Origin of the sequence: Desulfitispora alkaliphila (assembly GCF_050433185.1) — a bacterium.
In the GTDB taxonomy this organism is placed as follows: domain Bacteria; phylum Bacillota; class Desulfitisporia; order Desulfitisporales; family Desulfitisporaceae; genus Desulfitispora; species Desulfitispora alkaliphila.
In genome coordinates this window covers 1-23673 of record NZ_JBNPXS010000041.1, presented here as the reverse complement: position 1 = coordinate 23673, position 23673 = coordinate 1, and the positions used below count along the sequence as shown (strand labels likewise).

At 39.8% G+C, this 23673-nt stretch carries 20 protein-coding genes, 9 tRNA genes and 1 other annotated feature; of the genes, 28 read left to right on the top strand and 1 reads right to left on the bottom strand.

Going from position 1 to position 23673, the window contains the following annotated elements:
- Positions 1–214: 214 nt before the first annotated feature.
- The 24 genes from GGQ84_RS12895 (at position 215) to yihA (ending at position 17100) form a co-directional block, all read left to right on the top strand.
- On the top strand, positions 215–1945 hold the full coding sequence (locus tag GGQ84_RS12895; protein WP_429163230.1) for an N-acetylmuramoyl-L-alanine amidase family protein: 1731 nt from the start codon (positions 215–217) through the stop codon (positions 1943–1945).
- Positions 1946–2025: 80 nt separating this feature from the next.
- The gene (locus GGQ84_RS12890; RefSeq protein WP_429163229.1) at positions 2026–2559 is read left to right on the top strand and encodes a DUF2179 domain-containing protein; all 534 of its coding nucleotides are present in this window, start codon (positions 2026–2028) and stop codon (positions 2557–2559) included.
- 75 nt (positions 2560–2634) lie between these two features.
- Positions 2635–3450, top strand: coding sequence for a glutamate racemase (gene murI / locus GGQ84_RS12885; RefSeq protein ID WP_429163228.1), 816 nt, complete (start codon positions 2635–2637; stop codon positions 3448–3450).
- A gap of 14 nt (positions 3451–3464) precedes the next feature.
- Complete coding sequence (locus tag GGQ84_RS12880; RefSeq protein WP_429163227.1) at positions 3465–4445, top strand: 2-hydroxyacyl-CoA dehydratase family protein; 981 nt, start codon at positions 3465–3467, stop codon at positions 4443–4445.
- 5 nt (positions 4446–4450) lie between these two features.
- Complete coding sequence (locus tag GGQ84_RS12875) at positions 4451–5215, top strand: acyl-CoA dehydratase activase (protein ID WP_429163231.1); 765 nt, start codon at positions 4451–4453, stop codon at positions 5213–5215.
- 2 nt (positions 5216–5217) lie between these two features.
- Positions 5218–5964, top strand: a complete 747-nt coding sequence (locus GGQ84_RS12870; RefSeq protein ID WP_429163226.1) for an MBL fold metallo-hydrolase — start codon at positions 5218–5220, stop codon at positions 5962–5964.
- Positions 5965–5985: 21 nt separating this feature from the next.
- The gene (gene rph / locus GGQ84_RS12865; protein ID WP_429163225.1) at positions 5986–6732 is read left to right on the top strand and encodes a ribonuclease PH; all 747 of its coding nucleotides are present in this window, start codon (positions 5986–5988) and stop codon (positions 6730–6732) included.
- Positions 6729–7361 carry an XTP/dITP diphosphatase gene (locus GGQ84_RS12860; RefSeq protein WP_429163224.1) on the top strand — a complete coding sequence of 211 codons (633 nt, stop codon included), beginning with the start codon at positions 6729–6731 and terminating at the stop codon, positions 7359–7361. The genes rph and GGQ84_RS12860 overlap by 4 nt, the downstream gene beginning before the upstream one ends.
- Positions 7336–7815 (top strand): YfcE family phosphodiesterase, encoded by a 480-nt coding sequence (locus GGQ84_RS12855; protein WP_429163223.1) that lies wholly within the window; start codon positions 7336–7338, stop codon positions 7813–7815. The genes GGQ84_RS12860 and GGQ84_RS12855 overlap by 26 nt, the downstream gene beginning before the upstream one ends.
- Positions 7816–7883: 68 nt before the next feature.
- Positions 7884–7960 (top strand) — tRNA-Pro (locus GGQ84_RS12850).
- Between the two features lie 26 nt (positions 7961–7986).
- Positions 7987–8060: transfer RNA gene (locus tag GGQ84_RS12845), tRNA-Gly, on the top strand.
- 4 nt (positions 8061–8064) lie between these two features.
- Positions 8065–8141: transfer RNA gene (locus GGQ84_RS12840), tRNA-Arg, on the top strand.
- 13 nt (positions 8142–8154) lie between these two features.
- Positions 8155–8231 (top strand) — tRNA-His (locus GGQ84_RS12835).
- 68 nt (positions 8232–8299) lie between these two features.
- Positions 8300–8376 (top strand) — tRNA-Arg (locus GGQ84_RS12830).
- Between the two features lie 14 nt (positions 8377–8390).
- Positions 8391–8465, top strand: a tRNA-Gln gene (locus tag GGQ84_RS12825).
- Positions 8466–8471: 6 nt separating this feature from the next.
- A tRNA-Lys gene (locus tag GGQ84_RS12820) sits at positions 8472–8547 on the top strand.
- Positions 8548–8558: 11 nt separating this feature from the next.
- Positions 8559–8641 (top strand) — tRNA-Leu (locus tag GGQ84_RS12815).
- 7 nt (positions 8642–8648) lie between these two features.
- Positions 8649–8723, top strand: a tRNA-Gly gene (locus GGQ84_RS12810).
- 267 nt (positions 8724–8990) lie between these two features.
- Positions 8991–10310, top strand: a complete 1320-nt coding sequence (tig, locus tag GGQ84_RS12805) for a trigger factor (RefSeq protein WP_429163222.1) — start codon at positions 8991–8993, stop codon at positions 10308–10310.
- A gap of 36 nt (positions 10311–10346) precedes the next feature.
- Positions 10347–10937: an ATP-dependent Clp endopeptidase proteolytic subunit ClpP gene (gene clpP / locus GGQ84_RS12800; RefSeq protein WP_429163221.1), complete on the top strand. Its 591-nt coding sequence runs from the start codon at positions 10347–10349 to the stop codon at positions 10935–10937.
- Between the two features lie 24 nt (positions 10938–10961).
- Complete coding sequence (clpX, locus tag GGQ84_RS12795; RefSeq protein ID WP_429163220.1) at positions 10962–12218, top strand: ATP-dependent protease ATP-binding subunit ClpX; 1257 nt, start codon at positions 10962–10964, stop codon at positions 12216–12218.
- Positions 12219–12346: 128 nt separating this feature from the next.
- Entirely contained in the window at positions 12347–14038 is a 1692-nt protein-coding gene (lonB, locus tag GGQ84_RS12790) for an ATP-dependent protease LonB (RefSeq protein WP_429163219.1), read from the top strand.
- Between the two features lie 109 nt (positions 14039–14147).
- Positions 14148–16523, top strand: coding sequence for an endopeptidase La (gene lon, locus GGQ84_RS12785; RefSeq protein ID WP_429163218.1), 2376 nt, complete (start codon positions 14148–14150; stop codon positions 16521–16523).
- A complete protein-coding gene (gene yihA / locus GGQ84_RS12780) occupies positions 16510–17100 on the top strand; it encodes a ribosome biogenesis GTP-binding protein YihA/YsxC (RefSeq protein WP_429163217.1) in 591 nt (196 codons plus the stop codon). The genes lon and yihA overlap by 14 nt, the downstream gene beginning before the upstream one ends.
- 68 nt (positions 17101–17168) lie before the next feature.
- Here the strand turns inward: yihA and GGQ84_RS12775 are convergent, their stop codons facing one another.
- Entirely contained in the window at positions 17169–18047 is an 879-nt protein-coding gene (locus GGQ84_RS12775) for a DMT family transporter (protein ID WP_429163216.1), read from the bottom strand.
- Between the two features lie 109 nt (positions 18048–18156).
- Here GGQ84_RS12775 and GGQ84_RS12770 point away from each other — a divergent pair, with 109 nt between their 5' ends.
- The 4 genes from GGQ84_RS12770 to GGQ84_RS12755 all read left to right on the top strand — a co-directional run bounded on the left by GGQ84_RS12770 (position 18157) and on the right by GGQ84_RS12755 (position 23552).
- Positions 18157–18567, top strand: a complete 411-nt coding sequence (locus GGQ84_RS12770) for a TIGR04086 family membrane protein (RefSeq protein WP_429163215.1) — start codon at positions 18157–18159, stop codon at positions 18565–18567.
- A 25-nt stretch (positions 18568–18592) separates the two neighbouring features.
- Positions 18593–18814 (top strand) — a binding site (T-box leader).
- Positions 18815–18859: 45 nt separating this feature from the next.
- Positions 18860–21505, top strand: coding sequence for a valine--tRNA ligase (locus tag GGQ84_RS12765; RefSeq protein ID WP_429163214.1), 2646 nt, complete (start codon positions 18860–18862; stop codon positions 21503–21505).
- Positions 21502–22833, top strand: coding sequence for a bifunctional folylpolyglutamate synthase/dihydrofolate synthase (locus GGQ84_RS12760; protein ID WP_429163213.1), 1332 nt, complete (start codon positions 21502–21504; stop codon positions 22831–22833). The genes GGQ84_RS12765 and GGQ84_RS12760 overlap by 4 nt, the downstream gene beginning before the upstream one ends.
- Before the next feature lie 83 nt (positions 22834–22916).
- The gene (locus GGQ84_RS12755; RefSeq protein ID WP_429163212.1) at positions 22917–23552 is read left to right on the top strand and encodes a redox-sensing transcriptional repressor Rex; all 636 of its coding nucleotides are present in this window, start codon (positions 22917–22919) and stop codon (positions 23550–23552) included.
- The last annotated feature ends 121 nt before the right edge of the window (positions 23553–23673 follow it).

The following is a 23673-nucleotide window of genomic DNA, read 5'->3' as shown; positions in this document are numbered from 1 at the left end:
TGCAATTAACTTAATGAACCGCCAAGTACCGAACGGTATGCTTGGTGGTGTGAGAGGACGGTAGATAAAATAATTATCTACCTCCTACTCGATAAAACATAGAAAAAGCATAACTTTTCTCCTTTTTTTTGTCGATAATAGCAGGAAAAAGTAGGCACCTCTCGAAAAAGGATATAGGTGAATGATAAAAAATAGAAGGCGAGGGGCCTATGACATGCAGAAGAAGAATGTAGCTATCCTTTTATTAATAATAGCTCTATTTGCGTTATTTGCGCTTGATGCAGTAGCAAACACAAAAAAAGAAGGGGATGTGACCGTAACAGGTAGTATCGTCAATGTGAGAAGTGGGCCTAGTATATCGGATCAGGTAATTGGACAGGTAGTAAGAGGCAATAAGCTTCAGTACATAAAAGAGCAGGATGAATGGGTTAAGATTAAGTTGAGGAATGGTAAAACTGGTTGGATTGCTGGGTGGCTTGTAGAAGTAGACGAGTCAGTTGAAAAAGAACCTAGTGAAGAAGTAGAAAAAAATAAAGACAATGCTAGTTTTGCTGGGAAGGGTACAGTAACTGGATCATACGTAAACATTAGAAGTGGTCCTGGAATAGATAACAAACAAATAAGTAGAGTCCATCGTGGCCAGATATTGGAGTTGGTTGGCAAGAGTGAAGATTGGTATCAAGTAGTATTGGCTAACAGCCAAAAGGGCTGGATTGCTGGTTGGCTGGTAGAATTAATAGAGGAAAATGAAAGCTCTGAGCAAGAAACTACGAAAGAAGAAACTGCGAAAGAAGAAGTGCAAAGTGGTGAAGACAATAAAACTAGATATGCAGTTATAACTGCCAGTGCAGTTAATGTGCGACAGGGACCGGATATTAGTTATCAGCGCATTGGTAGGGTTGTTAGGGGTGATGAGTTAGCCATAGTGGGCACAGAAGATGATTGGATTAAAGTGCAATTAGATGATAATGGTGCTAGTGGTTGGATTGCAGGGTGGCTAGCAAATGAAATTGAAAAAGAAATTCCAAAAAATGACGAGCCTAAAGAAGATATAGCTCAAAACGAGATTATTAATAGGTATACAATTATTCAAGTAGAGGAGGTCAGTCTGCGATCTGGTCCTGGAACGAGTTATGAAAAAATAGAGATAGCAAGTCAAGGACAGGAATTTCTACTTGTTAAGCAGGATGGGGATTGGTACCAGGTTCAGATCGATGACCATACAAAGGGGTGGGTGGCTAGCTGGTTAGTCAGCCTCAGAAGTACTAGCAGTATGGTTGCTTCAAGAGGAGAAGAAGGAGCAGAACGTAAACCAAATGAAACGGAAGCAGTGGATACTAATAAAAAGCCCCTTTCAGGAAAAATCATAGTTATAGATCCTGGGCATGGTAGAATTACTTCTGGTGGCTGGAGTGACCCAGGAGCAATTGGCCCAACTGGATTAAAAGAGAGCGATGTAGCTACAGATATTTCCCATAGACTAAAAGATCTGTTAGAAGAAAAGGGAGCACAAATAGTAATGACTAGAACAGGAGATACTACCCATTTGAGTTTAGCGGACAGAGCTGAACTGGCTAATAATGCGGGGGGCGATATTTTTGTCAGTATTCATGCCAATGCATCATTGAGCCCCTGGCAAAATGGAACATCTACTTGGTATTACGCTCCTTTGAATTCTGATTTAGGGGGTCAGCGGTCTGAGCGGAGAGCCCTGGCCAGTGCAATTCAAGCTGAGATGGTCAAAGAGACAGGTCTTAGGAACATGGGCATAATAGAAGAGAATTTTTCTGTTCTGCGAAACACAAAAATGCCATCTGTTTTAGTAGAGACTGCATTTATTAGCAATCCTGAGGAGGAAAGATTATTGGCGTCATCTGGATTTAGGCAGCAATGTGCTGAGGCCATCGCTGGAGGAATTAATTTATACTTTGCACAAGGACATTAATATAGTAAGATGATATAAGAAAGAACAAGCTTGACAAAGAGCTTGTTCTTTCTTATATTTGAGCACAGGGGGTTGATGAAATGGCACTTTCTCTTATCTTAGGATATGCATTTATTTTTGGGGCCCGAGTTGCGGATGTGGCATTAGCTGTTGTGCGTACTTTGATGCTTGTTAAGGGGAAAAGGTTTACTGCCGCAGCTTTAGGTTTTTTTGAGGTAATAATTTTTATTATAGCTCTAGATATGGTAGTTCAGGACTTAGACAACCCAATTAAGCTCCTTTTTTATGGATTAGGTTTTGCTACAGGGAATATTGTTGGTAGCTACCTGGAGGAAAAACTGGCAATGGGTCATATAACAGTTCAGGTGATAACAATGTCTAGACCGTTAGAACTTACAAGAATTCTGCGTGAACAGGGGTATGGAGTTACAGTTATAGAAGGACACGGTAGACAGGGGAAGCGAATGGTTTTGAATATTATTTGTACTAGAAAAGAGATGGATAAACTTATTTCCATGGTAGAAGACTTTGATGCAAAGGCTTTTGTTACTGTATTTGAAGCCCGTGCTACCAAAGGTGGAATTTTTAATCCCATAACCGGAAAACGGAAGTGATTGTAATTAATATGTTTAAAAATGAATAAACTACAAAGGAATAATTTTATGTGTTCATAAATTAGAGGTGAAAAAATGACAGATAAACAAGTGAAAGTGGGGATTTTTGATTCAGGAATAGGTGGATTAACTGTAGCCAAAGAAGTGTTTAATAAATTGCCCCATGTGCCCATAGCTTATTTAGGTGATACAGCTCATGTTCCCTATGGAGGGAGATCTGTAGAACAACTAATTATACTGGCAGATAGAATCTGTCAGTTCTTAATAGAGCAAGGAGCAAACTTAATAATTGCTGCATGTAACACTAGCTCATCTGTTTCTTTAGATTATCTTGAGGAAAAATACCCTGGTATCCCAATCCTAGGTGTGGTTAAACCTGGAGTACAAGAAGCAGCTAGAATCACCAAAAATAATAAAGTGGGCTTAATTGCTACAGAAGCCACAGTAAAAAGTCAAGCCCATAAAAATTTAATTAAGAATATTAAGCCTGAAGTAGATCTATATGCACAGGCATGCCCAAAGTTTGTGCCCCTTATTGAAGCGGGAAATCTAACGGGTCCTGCAGCTGAAAGTGCTGTGGAAGAGTATATATGCAAATTAAATGCTGAAGGTATAGACACCCTCATATTAGGTTGTACTCATTATCCTTTTTTAAGCTCTGTTATCTCTAAATACACAGGGCAGGAAGTATCTTTAGTTGACCCGGCAAGGACGACTGTTGAGGATTTAATAAAATATATAGGAAAGACAAATCATGGGAATGATGTAGAAGTAGAGCATGAATTTTATGCTACTGGATCAGCTCAATCCTTTTTTGATGTGGGATGCAATTTTATCTCCACTAAACAAATGAAAAAAGTGGAGCAGGTTGATTTAGGTTGTGGCTTTTAGAAGAGGTGATATCAATGGCAGGAAAAATTGGAATAACAACAACTATACCTGTTGAGGTAATATTTGCAGCTAAAAAAATACCCGTTGATTTAAACAATATTTTTGTTACTGCAGATGATGCTCAGAGTATGGTAGAGGATGCAGAGCTTGCAGGATACCCTAGGAACCTTTGTGGGTGGATTAAAGGACTCTATTCTGTAGCTAAGAAAGTACCTGACTTGGAAGGAGTTATTGCGGTAACTCAAGGTGACTGTAGTAATACCCACGCCTTAATGGAGACACTTGAAGTGGAAGGTGTGAAAACTATACCCTTTGCATTTCCCTATGATGCAGATAAGGACATGCTTAACCTGCAAATTAGGAAGTTGATGGAGGCCTTCCAAGTATCTGAGGTAGATGTGGAAATATTCAGGGAAAAACTACTTCAGGTGCGCCAGAGTGTATGGGAGTTGGATCGATTGACGTGGGAAGAAAATTTAATAAGCGGCTTTGATAATCACCTTTATCAAGTGAGCTGCAGTGATTTTAATGGAAATCCAACTGCATTTAAAGAAGAGGTTGACAGCTTTATTGAAAAATCACTAAAGGGTAAGCCATTTAATGAAGATATTAGGCTTGCCTATATTGGTGTACCTCCCATAGTGACAGATTTATATTCATACTTAGAAGAGGTTGGAGCAAGAGTAGTATTTAATGAAGTTCAGAGGCAGTTTACCATGCCATTTGAGCATGTGGATTTAACTGAACAGTACTCTAAATACACGTATCCCTATAATGTATTTAAGCGCATTAAGGATATTGCAGAACAAGTACAAAAGCGTGAGATTGATGGAATAATACACTACACACAAAGTTTTTGTTTTAGACAAATCGAAGACTTGATTTTTAGACAGAAATTGGACTTGCCTATTCTCAGTCTAGAGGGCGACAAACCGGGTAAACTAGATGCAAGAACAAAGATGAGGATTGAGTCATTTGTGGATATGTTGAGGTGAAAATTGTGAGAGTTGGTATCGATTTAGGAAGTAGAAATGTAAAGATTGTTACTTTAACTGAGCAGGGTTTAGGCGAAATGAAGCAGATCGACACAATTTCCTTTTACCGTAATTATGGTCGCAAAGAGGACGAAAAGTTGATAATTGACTTTAACGCTCTTGGGTTAAAGGGATTTGATAGATTAGTATCTACAGGTTATGGAAGACTCACCATAAATATTCAAGGCGCTAAAAACATTCCTGAATTAAAAGCACATATGTTAGGAGCTATTTACCAAACAGGTTTAGAAGATTTTACACTAGTTGATTTGGGTGGGCAAGACACAAAAGTGATAAAAATAAGGCGCGGAAAAATGGTGGATTTTCTTACTAATGACCGTTGTGCTGCAAGTAGTGGGCGATATTTAGAAAATATGGCTCAAGTTCTAGGTGTAGATGTTACTGAACTGGGTAAGCATTATAAAAATCCAGTAGAACTAAACTCAACTTGTGCAGTTTTCGGCGAGTCAGAACTTATTGGAAAGATTATTGAAGGGCACCCCCATGAACATTTAGCGGCAGGGGTTAACAATACAATTTACAAAAGAGTAGAGCCCATGCTTAGGAACATGATGAGTGAAACACTGGTTTTTACTGGAGGGGTTGCTTTTAGCGAAGCCCTAGTAAAAATGTTAGAGCTTGGAACTGGGAAAGAAGTTATTGTTCCCAAACATCCTCAGTATAATGGAGCTATTGGCTGTTGTATTGAGGCAAGCAAAGGAGTGAATTAGCTGTGCAATTACATATTTGCGGTTGCTGGGCACCATATCCTGCTGTTAGTGGAGCTTGCTCTGCGTATCTGATAGAGATTGAAGAAAAAAAGATACTACTAGATTGTGGTCATGGAAGCTTTAGTAAGATGCAAGAGAAGATTGAATTCCGGCAACTAGACTTGGCTGTTATTTCCCATTTTCATCCCGATCACTACATGGACTTACCTTGTCTGCGCCATGCTATTGCTGGAGCTATTAGGCTCGGGAAGAGGAAGGACAAGCTTCCCACTATTATTCCAGATAGCCCTAAAGATGTTGTAAGTACTGTGGAAAGAATGGACGATGGATTGGAAATAACTCATAAGGTGAGTCCGGAAGGAATTGAGACAGACTTAGGTTCAGTTAAGCTAGAAATGAGAAAGCTCAATCATCCAATGCCCTCTTATGGCATTGCCTTAACTAGTAACAACAAAAAAATTGTATACTCAGGAGATACAGGAGAGTCCCAAGAGTTAGTACTGTTAGCCCAGGGATCAGACCTATTAATTTGTGAAGCTAGCTTACTAGAAAGAGATGGAGAATATGGGAAAAAGACGGGACACTTAACTGCTAAAGGTGCAGCCCGCATTGCCAAAGCAGCAGGAGTTAAAAGGCTTGTTATCACCCACTTATGGCCTGAGTACGATCTAAATGAACTTTTGCAAGAAGCAAAAGAACTTTTTCCAGAGACAATATTAGCACAAGTTGGATTAACAATAGATGTTTAATAAAAAAAGGGGTTGGAAAAAATGAGATGTGATAATCGAGAACGTGCTGACCAGGCTAGGCCTGTTAAAATAACTACTGATTATATATTGCACCCAGAAGGATCTGTGTTAATAGAAGTAGGTCAGACAAAAGTTATTTGTTCTGCCACTGTAGAAGAGAGAGTACCTCCATTTATGCGAGGTCAGGAGAAGGGTTGGGTGACAGCTGAATATGCTATGCTACCTAGAGCTACCCATTCCAGAAATATAAGAGAAGCGGCAAAGGGAAAGTTGAGTGGCCGCACCTATGAAATTCAGCGATTAATAGGAAGATCTTTGCGCGCCGTAGTAGATTTAAAAAGATTAGGTGAGCGAACGGTTATTGTAGATTGTGATGTAATTCAAGCTGATGGAGGGACTCGGACAGCAGCTATCACAGGTGGATTTATGGCTATGTGTTTAGCTTTTGGCAAGCTAATTGAAGAAGAAAAACTTGAAGAGATGCCAGTAGATGACTTTTTAGCAGCAATTAGTATAGGAAAGCTAGAAGATCAAGTGTTATTAGATTTATGTTACGAAGAGGATTCACAGGCTGAGGTAGATATGAATATAGTAATGACTGGTTCGGGTAAATTTGTAGAGGTTCAAGGAACTGCTGAAGAGCATCCTTTTACAAGGGATGAGATGGATCAAATGCTTAAATATGCTGAAAAGGGGATTAATCAGTTAATTTTGAAGCAAAGAGAAGTACTAGGGGCGTTGGCAGATAAAGTGGGGAAATCTCAATGAAGCTAATTGCTGCTACTAATAATAAAGGTAAACTAAAAGAGTTGAGAGGGTTACTGACAGTACTAGATGCAGAGGTGAGTGCTCTTAGTGAGTATCCACAGATTGGAGAAATTGTTGAAGATGGCAATACTTTTATAGAAAATGCTAAGATTAAAGCAACAACTGTAGGCAGAAGCACAGGAATTATAACTATAGCAGATGATTCAGGTTTACAAGTGGATGCCCTTGGAGGGAACCCGGGGATCTTTTCAGCAAGGTATGCAGGTCAGCATGGGGATGACCAAGCTAACAATGAAAGGCTTTTGAAAGAGTTGAGCCATGTGCCAAACCAGGAGAGGACCGCTAGATTTGTCTGTGCTATAGCTATATATGTTCCGGCGTATAATGATAGGGCGGAACAAATATACACAGTGGAAGGAACATGTGAAGGGATAATAGCTCGGGAGAGGAAGGGTGACCAAGGCTTTGGGTACGACCCCCTATTTTTTCTGCCTGAGTTAAACAAAACAATGGCGGAGCTTTCCCAAAGTGAGAAAAGTAAAATTAGCCATAGAGGAAAAGCGATGAGAAATGCTGTTCAGATTTTGGAGGGGTTATTAGGAGATGGAGAGAATATTAATTGTCAGTGATACCCATGGAGAACTGAATAGGATTAAAAAACATATTGAATCTAGTGAAAAAGAGATAGATTTTATAATCCACGCAGGTGACAACTGGAAGGATGGACTACAGTTAGCAGATTACGTAGGAACCGAAGTGGCAGCTGTAGTTGGAAACTGTGATCCAATGGGGAGTGCTAGTCAAGAGCAGTTACTGGAGTTTGACAACATAAAGGTATTTGTCACCCATGGACACATTTACAGTGTAAAGCAAGATTTACAACGAATATACTATAGGGGCAGGGAGGTTGAAGCGGATATAGTTGTATTTGGACATACTCATATTCCCTTTAACAAAGAGATAGAAGGAATGCATTTGTTTAACCCTGGGAGCGCTTCAGAGCCTAGAGGTTGTAGTGACTACAGTTGTGGTTTTCTTGAAATAATCAATGATAAATTTTATATAAAAAATATTGATATATAGTGTTGACTTATTCTTTGGCACGTGTTATATTATTACTTGTCGGTTGAACAGATGACCGATAAAGCAGTCGGGGCGTAGCGCAGTTTGGTAGCGCACCTGGTTTGGGACCAGGGGGCCGGGGGTTCGAATCCCTCCGCCCCGACCATTAAAAAACAAGTAATTTAAAAACGTGCGGGTGTAGCTCAATGGTAGAGCCCTAGCCTTCCAAGCTAGTCACGTGGGTTCGATTCCCATCACCCGCTCCATTTTGCGCCTGTAGCTCAGCTGGATAGAGCAACGGACTTCTAATCCGTAGGTCAGAGGTTCGAATCCTCTCAGGCGCGCCATTTTATTAACATGGTGGGTGTGGCGAAGTTGGTTAACGCACCGGATTGTGACTCCGGCACTCGTGGGTTCAAGTCCCATCACTCACCCCATAAAAAAATATAAAAAACAGTTGACAACTTGATGTGTGCATGATACAATGCTTTTTGTCGACTGAAGAGCGCCCGTAGCTCAGTTGGATAGAGTAGCAGACTTCGAATCTGATGGTCGTAGGTTCGAATCCTACCGGGCGCGCCATATGAAGATGACGCTGGGGCGTCGCCAAGCGGTAAGGCACGGGACTTTGACTCCCGCATGCGTAGGTTCGAATCCTGCCGCCCCAGCCATAACATGAGCCATTAGCTCAGTTGGCAGAGCACCTGACTTTTAATCAGGGTGTCGAAGGTTCGAATCCTTCATGGCTCACCATAATTTTATTTGCGGGAGTGGCGGAATTGGCAGACGCACCAGACTTAGGATCTGGCGGGCAACCGTGGGGGTTCAAGTCCCTTCTCCCGCACCATTATTTTGCGGAAGTGGCTCAGTGGTAGAGCATCGCCTTGCCAAGGCGAGGGTCGCGGGTTCGAATCCCGTCTTCCGCTCCATAAACAAAAGATAACAAAACTCCCTTATTAGGGAGTTTTTATTGTTGTATCTAAATTCTAATTTTTTTTGTTTCTTTATGAGATATAATAAAATGTAAACTTTAAAAGGAGGAAATGTTAATACACTGTAGAATAAATGTGTAGTAATCAAAACCTGTTTGTGGTTGTTATTTTTTGGTTATGATATTACTAAATAATGTGCTTGATAATCTGGTACGACTTCCAGGTATCTTACATATAACTATTATTAATTGAGGAGGAGCATAAATGACTGTCGATGTGGAAAGAATAGAGGAGAATAAGGTTCAACTAAAAATTGAAGTAGAGAGTGAAAAGTTTGCAGCAGCAATTAGCAATGCTTCAAAAAAAGTTGCAAAGCAAGTAAACATCCCTGGATTTAGAAAGGGAAGAGTACCTAAAAAGGTTTTGGAAAACTATTTAGGGAAGCAGGCTCTTGTAGATGAAGCCCTTGAGGGTTTTGTGCCAGGTGCTTATATAGAAGCTGTTCAAGAAGCAAATATAGAGCCTATTAACCAACCTCAGGTAGAAGTGGTTCAGGCAGAGGAAGGTAAGCCTCTAATATTCAAAGCAACAGTTGAGGTTAAGCCAGAGGTGAAGCTTGGAGAATATAAGGGTGTAGAAGTAGAACAGGAATCTGTAGAAGTATCTTCTGAAGAATTAGATAATTACATAGAAGGATTAAGACAAAGACATGCTAGGTTGAATACACTGGAAGAGGGAACAGTAGAAAAAGGGGACGTAGCAGAAATAGACTTTGAAGGATTTATCGATGGAGTAGCCTTTGAAGGTGGAAAAGGAGAAAGCCATCCTTTAGAGATAGGTTCTGGAACTTTTATCCCTGGATTTGAAGAGCAATTAATAGGCGCTCAAGTAGGAGAAGAAAGAGATGTAAATGTTACCTTCCCAGAGGAATATCAAGCTGAAAACCTGGCTGGTAAAGATGCTGTGTTTAAAGTAAAAGTTAATGGAATCAAGCGCAAGGAGCTACCTGAGGTAGATGACGAATTTGCTAAAGATGTAAGTGAATTCGAAACACTAGAAGAGCTAAAGCAAGATGCGGAAAAGAGACTTCAGGAAAGTGCAGAAAAAAATGCAGAGAATAAGCTAAAAACAGATGTGGTAAACAAGGTAGTATCTAATGTAGATGTAGCTGTACCTCCAGTTATGGTAGAACAAAAACTAGATACAATCTTTAGTAATATGGAGCAGAGAATGCAGCAACAGGGAATTTCAATGGATCAATACCTTCAATTTGCTCAAACAACTAAGGAAAAGATGCGTGAAGAGCAACGAGAAGAAGCTGCAAAAGGCGTGAAAACTGACTTAACACTAGAAGCTATTAGTCAGAAAGAAGGAATTACAGCTACAGAAGAAGAAGTTGATAAAGAGCTAGAAAAAATGGCAGCTCAATATAATCAAAAATTAGAAGACATTAAAAAAGTATTAACTACACAAGGTAATCTTGACGGTTTAAGATACAGTATAGCAATGGAAAAAACAATCGACTTCTTAGTTGAAAACGCCAAAGTCATCGAAAAGGAAAAGACAGAAGAAGCTGGCGAGTAAAATAGATACTACATATACTGGAAGGAGAGTTACAAGATGAGTGGATTAGTTCCAATGGTAGTAGAGCAATCTAACCGTGGTGAGAGGGCTTATGATATTTACTCGAGACTGCTAAAAGATAGAATTATTTTTTTAGGCAGCAGTATAGATGACAATGTAGCAAATGTTATTATAGCACAAATGCTATTTTTGGAAGCAGAAGACCCAGATAAGGATATTTACCTATACATAAACAGCCCAGGTGGTTCAATAACGTCAGGAATGGCTATTTATGACACTATGCAATACATAAAGCCTGATGTATCTACTATTTGCGTTGGGATGGCTGCTAGCATGGGTGCATTCCTGTTGGCGGCTGGAGAAAAAGGTAAAAGAAGAGCTCTACCCAATAGCGAAGTAATGATTCATCAGCCTATGGGAGGGACTCAAGGGCAAGCTGTGGATATTGATATTCATGCCAAGAGAATCCTAAAAATTAAAGAGCGTCTGAACAAAATATTGGCGGACCGCACAGGTCAGAGTTTAAAGCAAATTGAAAAGGACACTGACAGAGATTATTTCATGTCAGCCGATGAGTCAAAGAAGTATGGTATCATCGATGAGGTGATTACTAGAAAAGAGAAGTAAACTCAAAGAATTAGAGGTGAAATAATGTACAAATTTACCGATGAAAAAGGTCAGCTGAAGTGTTCCTTTTGTGGCAAACAACAGGAACAAGTAAAAAAACTGGTAGCTGGGCCAGGGGTGTACATTTGCGATGAGTGCATCGAGCTTTGTAACGAAATTATTGAAGAAGAGCTAAGTGAAGACTTAGATTTAGAGCTTGGTGAAATACCAAAGCCTCAAGAAATTAGAGAGATTTTAGACCAGTACGTTATTGGGCAAGATGAAGCTAAAAAGGTTATGGCTGTAGCAGTTTACAATCACTATAAGAGAATCAACCTTGGCAATAAAATTGAAGATGTAGAACTTCAAAAGAGTAATATTGCAATGCTTGGGCCAACTGGTAGTGGTAAGACATTATTAGCTCAAACACTAGCTCGCATTCTCAATGTACCCTTTGCAATAGCTGATGCTACATCACTTACTGAGGCTGGATATGTAGGAGAGGATGTTGAAAACATCCTACTGAAATTAATTCAGGCTGCTGATTATGATGTGGAGAAAGCAGAAAAGGGCATTGTCTATATCGATGAAATTGATAAGATAGCAAGAAAGTCAGAAAACCCTTCTATTACTAGAGATGTATCTGGAGAAGGAGTCCAGCAAGCACTGCTTAAAATCCTAGAAGGAACTGTAGCTAGTGTTCCTCCTCAGGGCGGCAGAAAGCATCCTCATCAGGAATTCATCCAATTGGATACCACCAATATCCTGTTCATATGTGGAGGTGCCTTTGATGGCATCGATAAGATTATCCAGAATAGAACTGGGAAGAAAACAATGGGATTTGGTGCAGATATTAAAAAGAAAAAGGACACTCAAATCGGAGAAGTATTGAGAAATATTTTACCTGGAGATTTGTTGAAGTATGGGTTAATCCCTGAATTTGTGGGTAGAATACCAGTTATAGTTTCTCTTGATGCCTTGGATGAAGAAGCGTTAGTACGTATTTTAACGGAACCCAAAAATGCTTTGGCAAAACAATACCAAAAGCTGTTTGAGCTAGATGGTGTTAAACTAGAATTTAAGGAAGAAGCTCTTAGAGGTATTGCAAAAGAAGCAATTAAGCGCAATACTGGTGCAAGAGGGTTGAGATCAATTATTGAGGACATCATGACTGATGTTATGTACGAAATTCCTTCTAGAGATGACCTGGAAAAGTGCATCGTAACAGAGGAAGTAATCCAGAAAAAAGAAGAACCTGTTTTGGTTACAAACGGCAAGAAGAAAAAAGAAGAATCAGCTTAGTTAAAAAGCCAGCTCAAAAAGAGCTGGCTTTTTTGACTCCCATTTTCCATAGTTTGGGATAAAAAAAACCATATGGGAAATACTATTCTTGTGAAAAAAACTGAGAATAGTTAGAAGGGAGCATGAAAATGGATTTTGGCTTGACAGGTATCTTTGGTTTTTTACAACTGTTTTTCATAATTGTTGTAGGGATGTACTTTTTTAATTTACTTAGAAGTCAGCAGGGAAACAAAGTAGCAGTGCAAAAGGAGTCTAGAAAGGAACTAGAAAAACTGCAGGAGATGCGTCGCATATCACTTACCGAACCCCTTTCTGAACGGACAAGACCCAGTAATTTCAAGGATATTGTTGGGCAAAAAGAGGGACTAAAGGCTTTAAGGGCTGCTCTGTGTGGGTCTAATCCTCAGCACGTGATAATATATGGTCCACCTGGGGTTGGGAAGACTGCAGCTGCAAGAGTAGTATTAGAAGAAGCTAAGAAAAATACTGATTCCCCTTTTAATATAGAGTCAAAATTTATAGAAATTGATGGTGCCACAGCTCGATTTGACGAGAGGGGAATAGCTGATCCTTTAATTGGGTCGGTTCACGATCCTATTTATCAAGGTGCAGGTGCTATGGGTATGGCCGGTATTCCTCAGCCAAAGACAGGTGCTGTCACAAAAGCTCACGGAGGGATGTTATTTATCGATGAAATAGGTGAGCTACACCCCATTCAAATCAATAAGTTACTAAAAGTATTAGAAGATAGAAAAGTTACTTTGGAAAGTGCCTACTATAATTCTGAAGATGGGAATATCCCTTCCCATATTCATGACATTTTTACTAATGGTCTTCCTGCTGATTTTAGATTAGTAGCGGCCACAACCAGAATGCCACAAGAAATTCCACCAGCAATAAGATCTCGTTGCCTAGAAGTATTTTTTAGGGCATTGCTGCCTCATGAGATTGGGATAATAGCAAGAAATGCTGCTTCTAAAATTGATTTTAAAATAGAAGAAACAGCTGTTGATGTAGTTAATAAATACGCTACAAATGGGCGAGAGGCAGTAAACATTGTTCAAATAGCTGCTGGAATAGCCCTAGCTAGAAATGAGGGAAAGACAATTATAGCTGCGGATGTGGAGTGGGTTGTAAATAGTGGTCAATATTCCCCTAGACCAGAAAAGAAAATACCAGAACAAGCTCAAATTGGTCTTGTTAATGGATTAGCAGTTTATGGTCCAAATATGGGGGCTATTCTGGAGTTAGAGGCAAGTGTAATGCCGGCTAAGAAAGAGACTGGAAAAATTATAGTTACCGGTGTTGTAGAAGAGGAAGAAATGGGAGGCGCTGAGGGGAAAAGAGTAAGACGGAAAAGTATGGCTAAGGGATCGGTAGAAAATGTTTTAACAGTATTGAGAAGAAACATGGATGTGGATCCTAGGAATTACGATATTCACGTCAATTTTCCCGGTGGAATTCCCATAGACGGGCCATCTGCAGGAGTCACTATTGCCACTGCTGTGTACTCAGCCATAAAAAAGATACCAATTGACAATAAGGTAGCCATGACTGGAGAGGTTTCCATCAGGGGGAAAGTTAAGCCTATTGGCGGAGTCGTTGCAAAGGTGGAGGCGGCAATCCAGGCTGGTGCAAAGAAAATAATAATACCAAAGGAAAACTGGCAGGAAATATTCAACGCCATGTCAGATGTAAAAGTCATACCTGTAGATCACTTGGAGCAAGTGTTTGAAGAGAGCTTGCTTCATGATGAAAAGGATCAAGAAAAAACGTCTATTCAAACCAGTGGTGAAGTCCTATCGGCCTCACAAATATAAAAGCTCTCTTTATTTGCAGGAATTAATTAGATTTAATAGAATATATGTGTTAATGTTGGTAAAAAATAAACTAGCTATGTTTTAGTTCCTAGAAGGTGGTGAATTACACATGAAAGATAAAAACCCTGTAGAGGAAGAATACACTCATAAAATTAAGGATTTTCAGGAGCGCCAATTACCGCTATTGCCATTAAGAGGGGTGCTAGTATTTCCCTATATGGTAATCCACTTAGATGTGGGTAGAGAGAAGTCAATCGCCGCCATTGAAGAGGCAATGATAGATGAGCGAGAAATCTTTCTAGTAATGCAAAAAGAAGCTCAGACAGATGACCCTGGGGTTGACGATATACACACTATTGGAACAGTTGCTGAAATTAAGCAGCTATTAAAATTACCTGGTGGTACTATTAGAATCCTGGTAGAAGGTATACAAAGGGCAAAGATCAAGGAAATCATCGAAGAAGAGCCTTATTTTAAAGTATTATTAGAAAACAAAGAGGAAGAGAGCCACAAGGATACAGAAATTGAAGCGCTCATGCGAAGCTTAATCCAACAATTTGAACAGTATGTTAAGTTGAGCAAAAAAATTCCTGCAGAAACTGTGGTATCGGTGGTCTCTATTGAAGAACCTGGACGTTTAGCTGATATTATTGCCTCCCATTTAAACTTAAAGCTAACGAACAAACAAGAGCTGTTAGAAGCGATTGATGTGAAGAAGCGCTTAGAAGTACTAGCTTCTATACTAGCAAAAGAAATGGACATCCTGGAGCTGGAGCGCAAAATCAACATTAGGGTCCGAAAGCAAATGGAAAAAACTCAAAAAGAGTACTATATGCGGGAGCAGCTTAAGGCTATTCAAAAAGAGTTAGGCGAAAAGGACGATAGAGCCCAAGAAACTCAAGAGTTACGTGAGGCTATTGATAAGGCTCGGATGCCTAAAGAAGTTAAGGAAAAAGCATTAAAAGAGCTGGAGCGACTTGAAAAAATGCCTCCTATGGTGGCAGAAGCTACCGTAGTTCGCAACTATTTAGATTGGTTACTAGCATTGCCGTGGCAAAAGCTGACAAAAGATAGGTTAGATATTAAACTAGCTGAAGAGATTTTAGATGAGGACCACTATGGTCTAGAAAAGGTCAAGGAAAGAATTATTGAGTACTTAGCCGTGAGAAAAATGGCAAAGAAAATGAAGGGTCCTATACTTTGTCTAATTGGACCTCCAGGTGTTGGCAAAACTTCTTTGGCCAGATCAATAGCTCGCTCTATGGAACGCAAGTTTGTGCGCATGTCTCTAGGAGGAGTTAGAGATGAAGCTGAAATTAGAGGACATAGACGAACATATGTGGGCGCTTTGCCGGGTAGAATAATACAAGCAATGAAGCAAGCGGGAACCAAAAATCCAGTTTTCCTACTGGATGAAATAGACAAAATGAGTACTGATTTCAGAGGAGATCCTTCTTCAGCTTTACTTGAGGTATTAGATCCTGAGCAAAATAGTACTTTTGCGGATCACTTTTTAGAAGTACCCTTTGATTTATCTAAGATTATGTTTGTTACTACTGCCAACGCAGAGCATACGATTCCTCAGCCCCTGTTAGATAGAATGGAAGTAATCTATATTTCTGGTTACACAGAACAGGAAAAGGTAAAGATTGCTGAAAAGTACCTATTACCAAAACAATTAAAGGAACACGGCTTAGATGATAAGCAATTAGATGTGTCAGAAAACAGTATTAGGCGACTAATCAGAGAGTACACTAGAGAAGCTGGAGTGCGAAACTTGGAGCGCGAGGTTGCCAAAATATGCCGTAAAGCTGCAACTAAAATTGTAAAGGAAGAAGAGAAGCAAGTTAAGATTACAGCGCAAAATATTAACAACATGCTAGGAATACCTAGATATCGTTATGGCTTAGCTGAAGAGACTGATCAAACTGGAACAGCCACTGGTTTGGCATGGACTCAATTTGGTGGTGATACCCTGGCAATTGAAGTCAATGTGCTAAAAGGAAAGGGTGGACTCAGCTTAACAGGAAAGCTGGGTGATGTTATGAAAGAATCGGCTCAAGCTGCTATAAGTTATATCAGAAAGAAAAGCGACGAACTTGGAATAGAAAATGACTTTTTCCAGAAACATGATATTCACGTACACGTTCCTGAAGGAGCTATTCCTAAAGATGGTCCTTCGGCGGGTATAACCATGGCTACAGCAGTGATTTCTGCCATTACAGGGAAAAAAGTGAGGCGGGATGTTGCTATGACGGGTGAAATCACCTTAAGGGGTAGAGTGCTTCCCATTGGGGGAGTAAAAGAGAAAATGCTGGCAGCTCACAGAGCGGGCATCAAAACGATTATTCTTCCTGAACGGAATAAAAAAGATCTTGAAGATGTTCCAGTGAATGTAAAGCGAAAATTAGAGGTTATACTGGTTGAGCATGTAGACCAAGTGTTGCCAGTAGCAATATTGGAGCAGAATAATGAAAATTCATAAAGCGACCTATGAACTTAGTGCAGTAAATGAAGACCAGTATCCTATTGGGGACCTGCCAGAAATAGCTTTGGCAGGTCGATCTAATGTAGGAAAGTCATCTCTAATCAATAAAATAATTAATAGAAAAAAGCTTGCATTTACCAGTTCAAAGCCGGGAAAAACTCAAACACTGAACTTTTATAATATAAATGACAAGTTCTATTTTGTAGACTTACCTGGATATGGATTTGCAAAAGTGTCTAAGACGCAGCGCGGTGAGTGGGGAAAGATGATTGAGCGATATTTAGAAAAAAGGGAACAGCTAGTGGGAATTATTCACATTGTGGACATGCGTCATCCCCCAAGCAAACAGGATGTTCAAATGCACCAGTGGATAGAGCATCAAGACATTCCGTCCATAGTAGTTGCCACAAAAGTAGACAAAGTACCCCGCAGCAAATGGCATAAAAATTTAAAGGTAATTAAGCAAGATTTAAATTTAGGAGATGACGTTCCCCTAGTGAGCTTTTCTGCAGAAACTGGCATGGGAGTAGAAGAAATGTCAAAATTAATATTACAACTGACTAATCAAAGCTAGTGTTACCAACAATAAAGGAGCTGTTGCTCAACGAACTTAAAGGTTCGCTGAGTAATAGCTCCTTTGCTTTAATCTTTGTTGTAGTTAAGTTCTGATATAAGCATTCCACCAATGACAAATGCTCCACCCCAGAGGGCATTAGATGTCAAGATTTCTTGGAGCAAAAGAACTGCAAAAAATGCAGCAAAGACCGGTTCCATTGTAAAAATGATTGCCGTTCTAGTTGGAGTAGTAAACTTTTGCATATAGTTTTGTAAAAAGAAAGCCAAGCAGGTAGCAAGCAAAGCGGTTATGAGCAGGGCTTGCCAAATACTAGCACTAAAGCTAGTAGGCATGGGTTCACTAAACAATGCGAATATTCCACTGAGTAAAGCTACTATTATTATCTGCACCAATACTAGAGGAACAGTTTCAAACTTACTAGCATATTTGCCCACATATACGATATGTAATGCAAAAGATAAAGCGCAAAATAACATTAGGATATCACCTAAGTTAACCACAAGCTGATTTCCCAAGGTTAATAACCCCAAGCCAAAGGTGGCACTCATTACCCCACAAATTATAAAAGGATTGGGGATTTTTTTTGTTTTAATGGTCATTATCAAGGGGACAATTACCACTGCAAGACCGGTGATAAAGCCTGCATTAGAGGCGGTTGTATACTGAAGTCCTACTGTTTGAAAAGAATAACCTCCAAATAAAAATATACCGAGTATTGTACCTGATGCTAGTAATTCCCTGGTTAATTTTTGCCTTTTAAGAAAGAATATCAACGCTAAAACTATAGCTGCTATAGTGAAGCGAAAAAAATTAAAAGTATGAGGAGCCATTTCAGCCACAGCATTTTTAACAGTTACAAAGGTGAGGCCCCAAACTAAAGTTACCAAAAGAAGTGAGCAGTCAGCTGTTACTCGATTAACAGTCGGACCATTGACATCATTCATAAAGATCATCCTTCCTCAAAAACTATAGATTATTATACACAAAGAGCAAACAATTGTACATACATTGTGTTAGTTATGCGTATGTTTAGAGTGAGAAGGGGGGATGGTAGTGGATATTAGAGTAATACTTAAGGGACTAGCAGTAAGTTACATCTTATCAATTGCCAGTATAGTTTTTATTCTATTCCTGATACTTACTTCAGAAGAACAAAATTTTTACCTGCCAACATACTTAGCTTTGACTAATGTGGTGGCTGTTCTTGTAGGAGGTGCTATTGCGGGAAAAGGTGCTGATAACAAATGGTTAGAACATGGTCTGATAGTAGCGGCAGGATACTTTATAATTGGCTATGTGATTGCAATAGGGGTGTTTCCGTTGACTATTAGCGTAGCTACTATTCTAAACGTAGCAATCTTACTGGTAATAGGTGCCTTAGGTGCAGGAGCAGGGCGCGTACTTAAGAGAAGTGTGACATTTTTTTGGAGTAGAAAATTTGACAAATTGTCAAGTAAAGGATAAAATATTTCTATATAACTTTAAACAGATTTTTACTGTGAAGGGGAGTAGTACCCTAAGGAGCACCCGACAGAGAGGAGAGTTCAATGGCTGAAAGGCTCTCTCGGAAATGCCTAGGAGAAGTCGCCCTGGAGTTTGATAGGCTGAACACTAGTAGGCCTACCGGATGTTGTCCGTTATCACAACACAAGAGAGCTGATTATAAATAATCAGAATAAAGGTGGTACCACGAGCTGTTTTCGTCCTTTGGCGGAGACAGCTTTTTAATATATTTAAAATTCGGAGGGGTAACATTATGACAGAACAAAAAAACATTTCAACTACATACAATCCCAGTGAGGTGGAAACAAAATGGTATGAACACTGGGAGAATAGTGGGTACTTTACGCCTAGTCCAGATGAAACCAAGAAACCATATACCATAGTAATGCCACCACCTAACGTTACTGGGTCTCTCCATTTGGGACATGCTTTGGATAACACGCTTCAAGATATTTTAATCAGGTGGAAGCGACTCCAGGGTTACAGTGCTTTATGGGTTCCTGGAACTGATCATGCAGGTATCGCAACCCAGGCCAGAGTGGAGGAAAACTTATCTCAAGAAGGAATTAGCAAGTATGATTTGGGTAGAGAAAAGTTTTTAGATAAGGTATGGGACTGGAAGGAGCAATACGGTGGTAGAATTACAAGACAATTAAGGCTATTAGGGGCATCTTGCGACTGGAGTCGTGAGCGCTTTACCATGGATGAGGGTTGCTCTGATGCTGTATTAGAGGTATTCGTCCAACTATATAAAAAGGGGTTAATATATAGAGGAAACAGAATAATTAACTGGTGTCCTAAATGTCAGACTACCATATCAGATATTGAGGTAGAACACAAAGATTCTGAGGGCAGTATTTATCATATGGCTTACCCTGTAAAAGATAGTGATGAGACAATTGTTGTGGCTACAACAAGACCGGAGACAATGCTAGGAGATACAGCAGTTGCAGTACACCCTGAAGATGAGCGCTACAAGCATTTAGTAGGCAAAACAGTTATATTGCCTATAGTAGATAGGGAAATTCCTATAATAGCAGATGATTATGTTGACCCAGAATTTGGGACGGGAGCTGTGAAGATTACACCTGCTCATGATGTGAATGACTTTGAAATGGGAGAAAGACATAAGCTTCCTCACGTAGTAGTAATCGGAAAAGACGCAATAATGACTGAAGAAGCTGGTATCTATCAGGGAATGGATAGGTATCAATGTCGACAGCAATTAGTAGACGACTTAAAGGCCCAAGGTATCTTAACTGATGTAGAAAGCCACGAAAACGCTGTTGGTCAGTGTTACAGATGTGATACAGTAATAGAGCCTCTAGTGTCTCAACAGTGGTTTGTAGATATGAAGCCGCTAGCGGAACCGGCAATTAAGGCAGTGGAGGAAGGACAAATACGATTTGTGCCTCAGCGCTTTTCAAAGACATATCTGAGATGGCTAGAGGATATTAGAGACTGGTGTATTTCACGACAGCTTTGGTGGGGACACAGGATTCCCGTTTGGTATTGTCAGGAGTGCGGTGAAATAATCTGTACAAAAGAAGATCCAAACAGCTGTCACAAGTGCCAAGGGGACAAGCTAGAGCAGGATCCCGATGTGTTGGATACCTGGTTTAGTTCGGGGCTATGGCCTTTCTCCACACTGGGATGGCCTCAGAATACAGAAGACCTAAAATATTATTACCCAACTTCAGCTCTTGTGACAGGCAGGGATATAATATTTTTCTGGGTTGCCAGAATGATATTCACTTCACTGGAGTTTATGGATGAGGAGCCGTTTAAAGAGGTCTTTATCCACGGATTAATATTGGATTCCCAGGGACGCAAGATGAGCAAGTCATTGGGCAATGGTGTTGACCCAATTGAAATAATTGAGCAATATGGGGCAGATACACTGCGATTTATGCTTATAACTGGTAACACTCCTGGTAACGATATCAGATTCCACTTTGAGCGACTAGAGGCAACTAGAAATTTTGCAAATAAGATATGGAATGCATCTAGATTTGTTTTAATGAATTTAGCAGATTATGAGCCTGGAAAAGGGCAGGTAGAATACCAGTTAGCTGACAAGTGGGTTCTCAGCAAGTATAACCAGACCATAGCAGAAGTTAATAGACTTATGGATAATTATGAATTAGGCGAAGCGGGCAGAACTCTTTACGATTTCATCTGGAATCAGTTCTGTGACTGGTATATTGAGTTGGCTAAGCCTAGACTATATGGACACCAGACTGAGGTTAGTAAGTACACAGCACAGAGTGTACTGCACCAGGTGTTAAGTGGTACAATGACCTTATTACACCCGTTCATGCCTTTTATTACGGAAGAAATATGGCAGTGTTTACCCCATGAGGAAGAGAGCATTATGATATCTAACTGGCCTCAAGTGGACAGTAATAAGATAGATGCTCAGATAGAAACACAAATGGAGATGCTAATGGAAGTAATTAAGGGAGTGCGAAATATTCGAGGGGAAATGAATGTTCCTCCAAGCAAAAAGGCAGAGATAATAATAGATGCAGCAGATGAAGAGTTAGCAACAGTGTTAGAACAAGGGAAAGGCTATATTGAGTTGTTGGCAAATGGAGAGCCAGTGAACATTCATGTGAACTTAGAAAGCAAGCCAGACAAAGCTGCTACAGCAGTAGTTAAGGGTATAGAGGTATTTGTGCCTCTGATGGACTTAATCGACTTAGATGTAGAAATCAGTAGATTGGAAAAAGAAAAGACAAACTTAAACAAAGAGCTTAAGCGGGTAGAAGGAAAGCTTAATAATCAAGGCTTCTTGGCCAAAGCTCCTGAAGCAGTAGTTGCCAAAGAACAAGAGAAGAAAAAGGAATACGAACAAAAGTTACAGGCAGTGTTAAACAGGTTGGAGATGTTAAAATGAGATACAGTGAAGCCTTAGATTATATGGCTCATCTTGCGAAATTTGGGTTTAATCTGGGACTTGAAAGGGTAGAAAAGCTTTTACAGCTATTAGGAAACCCTGAAAAAGAACTGGCTGTAGTTCATATTGGTGGTACAAATGGAAAAGGCAGTACTACGGCTATCTTGAGCAATATTCTAACAAAAAGCAATTACAAGGTGGGGACGTTTACCTCTCCCCACCTCCATTGCTATCGAGAAAGAACTAGAGTGAGACAGGAAAAAATAAGTGAAGACCATTTTGTTGAGCTTATTGAAAGAATAAAGCCCCTTTGCGAGCAAATGGTGAGGGATGGCTATGAACACCCCACAGAATTTGAAGTAAGCACAGCCATGAGTCTCACTTACTTTAAAGAACAGCAAGTTGATTTAGTCTTACTAGAAGTGGGATTAGGTGGTGCCATTGATTCTACAAATGTTGTAACCCCATTAATAACTGTACTCACAAATGTTACTATGGAGCACACTGAGTATCTTGGAAATACAATCGCAGAGATTGCTAAAGTCAAGGCGGGAATAATTAAAGATGAAAGATCTGTAGTAACAGCGTCAGATGATGGGGAGGCCCTAGCTGTAATTGAAAAGGTGGCTGCAGCAAAGAGAGCTCAACTGTACAAAGTTCAAGAGGTGAGTAATTGGAATATAAAGCATCATAGTCATAAAGGGATGGCTTTAGATATGAACATAATGACGACTGATAGGTACGATGATCTGTTTTTATCATTGTCAGGGGAACATCAAGTATTAAATTTAGCCAGTGCCTTAACGGTTGTAAACTTACTTAATAATCAATGGGGTTTTAAGATAACTGCAGAACATGTACGCCAGGGAGCTAGTAGTACAAATTGGCCAGCCAGAATGGAGACATTTAAAGGTAAGACTACAGTACTAATAGATGGAGCTCACAATGTGGCTGGGGTTAAAAGCTTAAAAAACGCCTTGACAAGAGACTTCTGTTGTAGTAATTTAATACTAGTAATTGGAATGTTAGCAGATAAAGAGCGCAGAGAAGCAATTAGCTTACTAGCGCCAATAGCCAATGCGATAGTTGTTACAAAGCCAAATAATCCTCGGGCCGGTAATTGGCAGGAACTAGCAGTACATGCAGCAGACTTTTGTAACAGTGTTATTTTAGAAGAAGATATTGGATTGGCAGTGGACAAAGCCATGGGGCTTGGTGAAAATAAAGCGGATTACTTGGTGTGTATTACTGGGTCACTATATATGGTAGCCGCTGCTCGGGAACGCATAATAACAAATTATTGGCATGGCGAGGACGACAATAGTTGATGTATTTTTCGCAAGCGGTATTGTTTAGCGTACTCACTTGTGATATTATTAACATATAAGCAGAGAATGAAGGAGGGTATATTTTGAAAACGTATAAAATACCTGAAGCATCTATAATAAGGTTGTCTGTATACTCTAGATATCTGAATCAACTAGACAACAAGGGAGTACTCACGATTTCATCTGGAGAAATTGCAGAAGGTGTAGGTGTAAGTCCGGCACAAGTGAGAAAAGATTTAGCTTATTTTGGTGAATTCGGGACTCGTGGTGTTGGCTACAATGTAAAAGATTTAAATCGGCATATGATGAAAATATTGGGATTGAACAAAGCTTGGAAAATAGTAATTGTGGGAGCAGGAAACCTAGGAAAGGCGCTTTCTTTTTACAAAGGCTTTCACGAAAGAGGATTGAGTGTTGTTGGACTGTTTGATAAAAATACAGATTTAATAGGAGAAATGGTTGGCAATAATCGGGTTATGTGTATCGGTGAGTTAGAGCAGTTTGTACGAGAAGAACAAGTGGATATTGGTGTAATTGCTGTGCCATCCAAATATGCTCAAGAAACTGCTGATGTTTTAGTGGAGGCTGGGATAAAGGCAATTTTGAACTTTGCACCTAAAGCATTAGTAGATGTACCGAATACTGTGGAATTGCGAAATGTGGACCTAGCTGTTAATTTAGAAATATTGACATTTAATATGGGCATGAAAGAGGAGTAGAAGGCCGCCGCAAGGCGGTTTTTTTATTCAATAGGAAAGTTCTATATCTCAAATAAACAAAAAACCAAAATACATAAAATGTAAATTTGTATTTTGGCACAATAAATACGCCATTATAGAA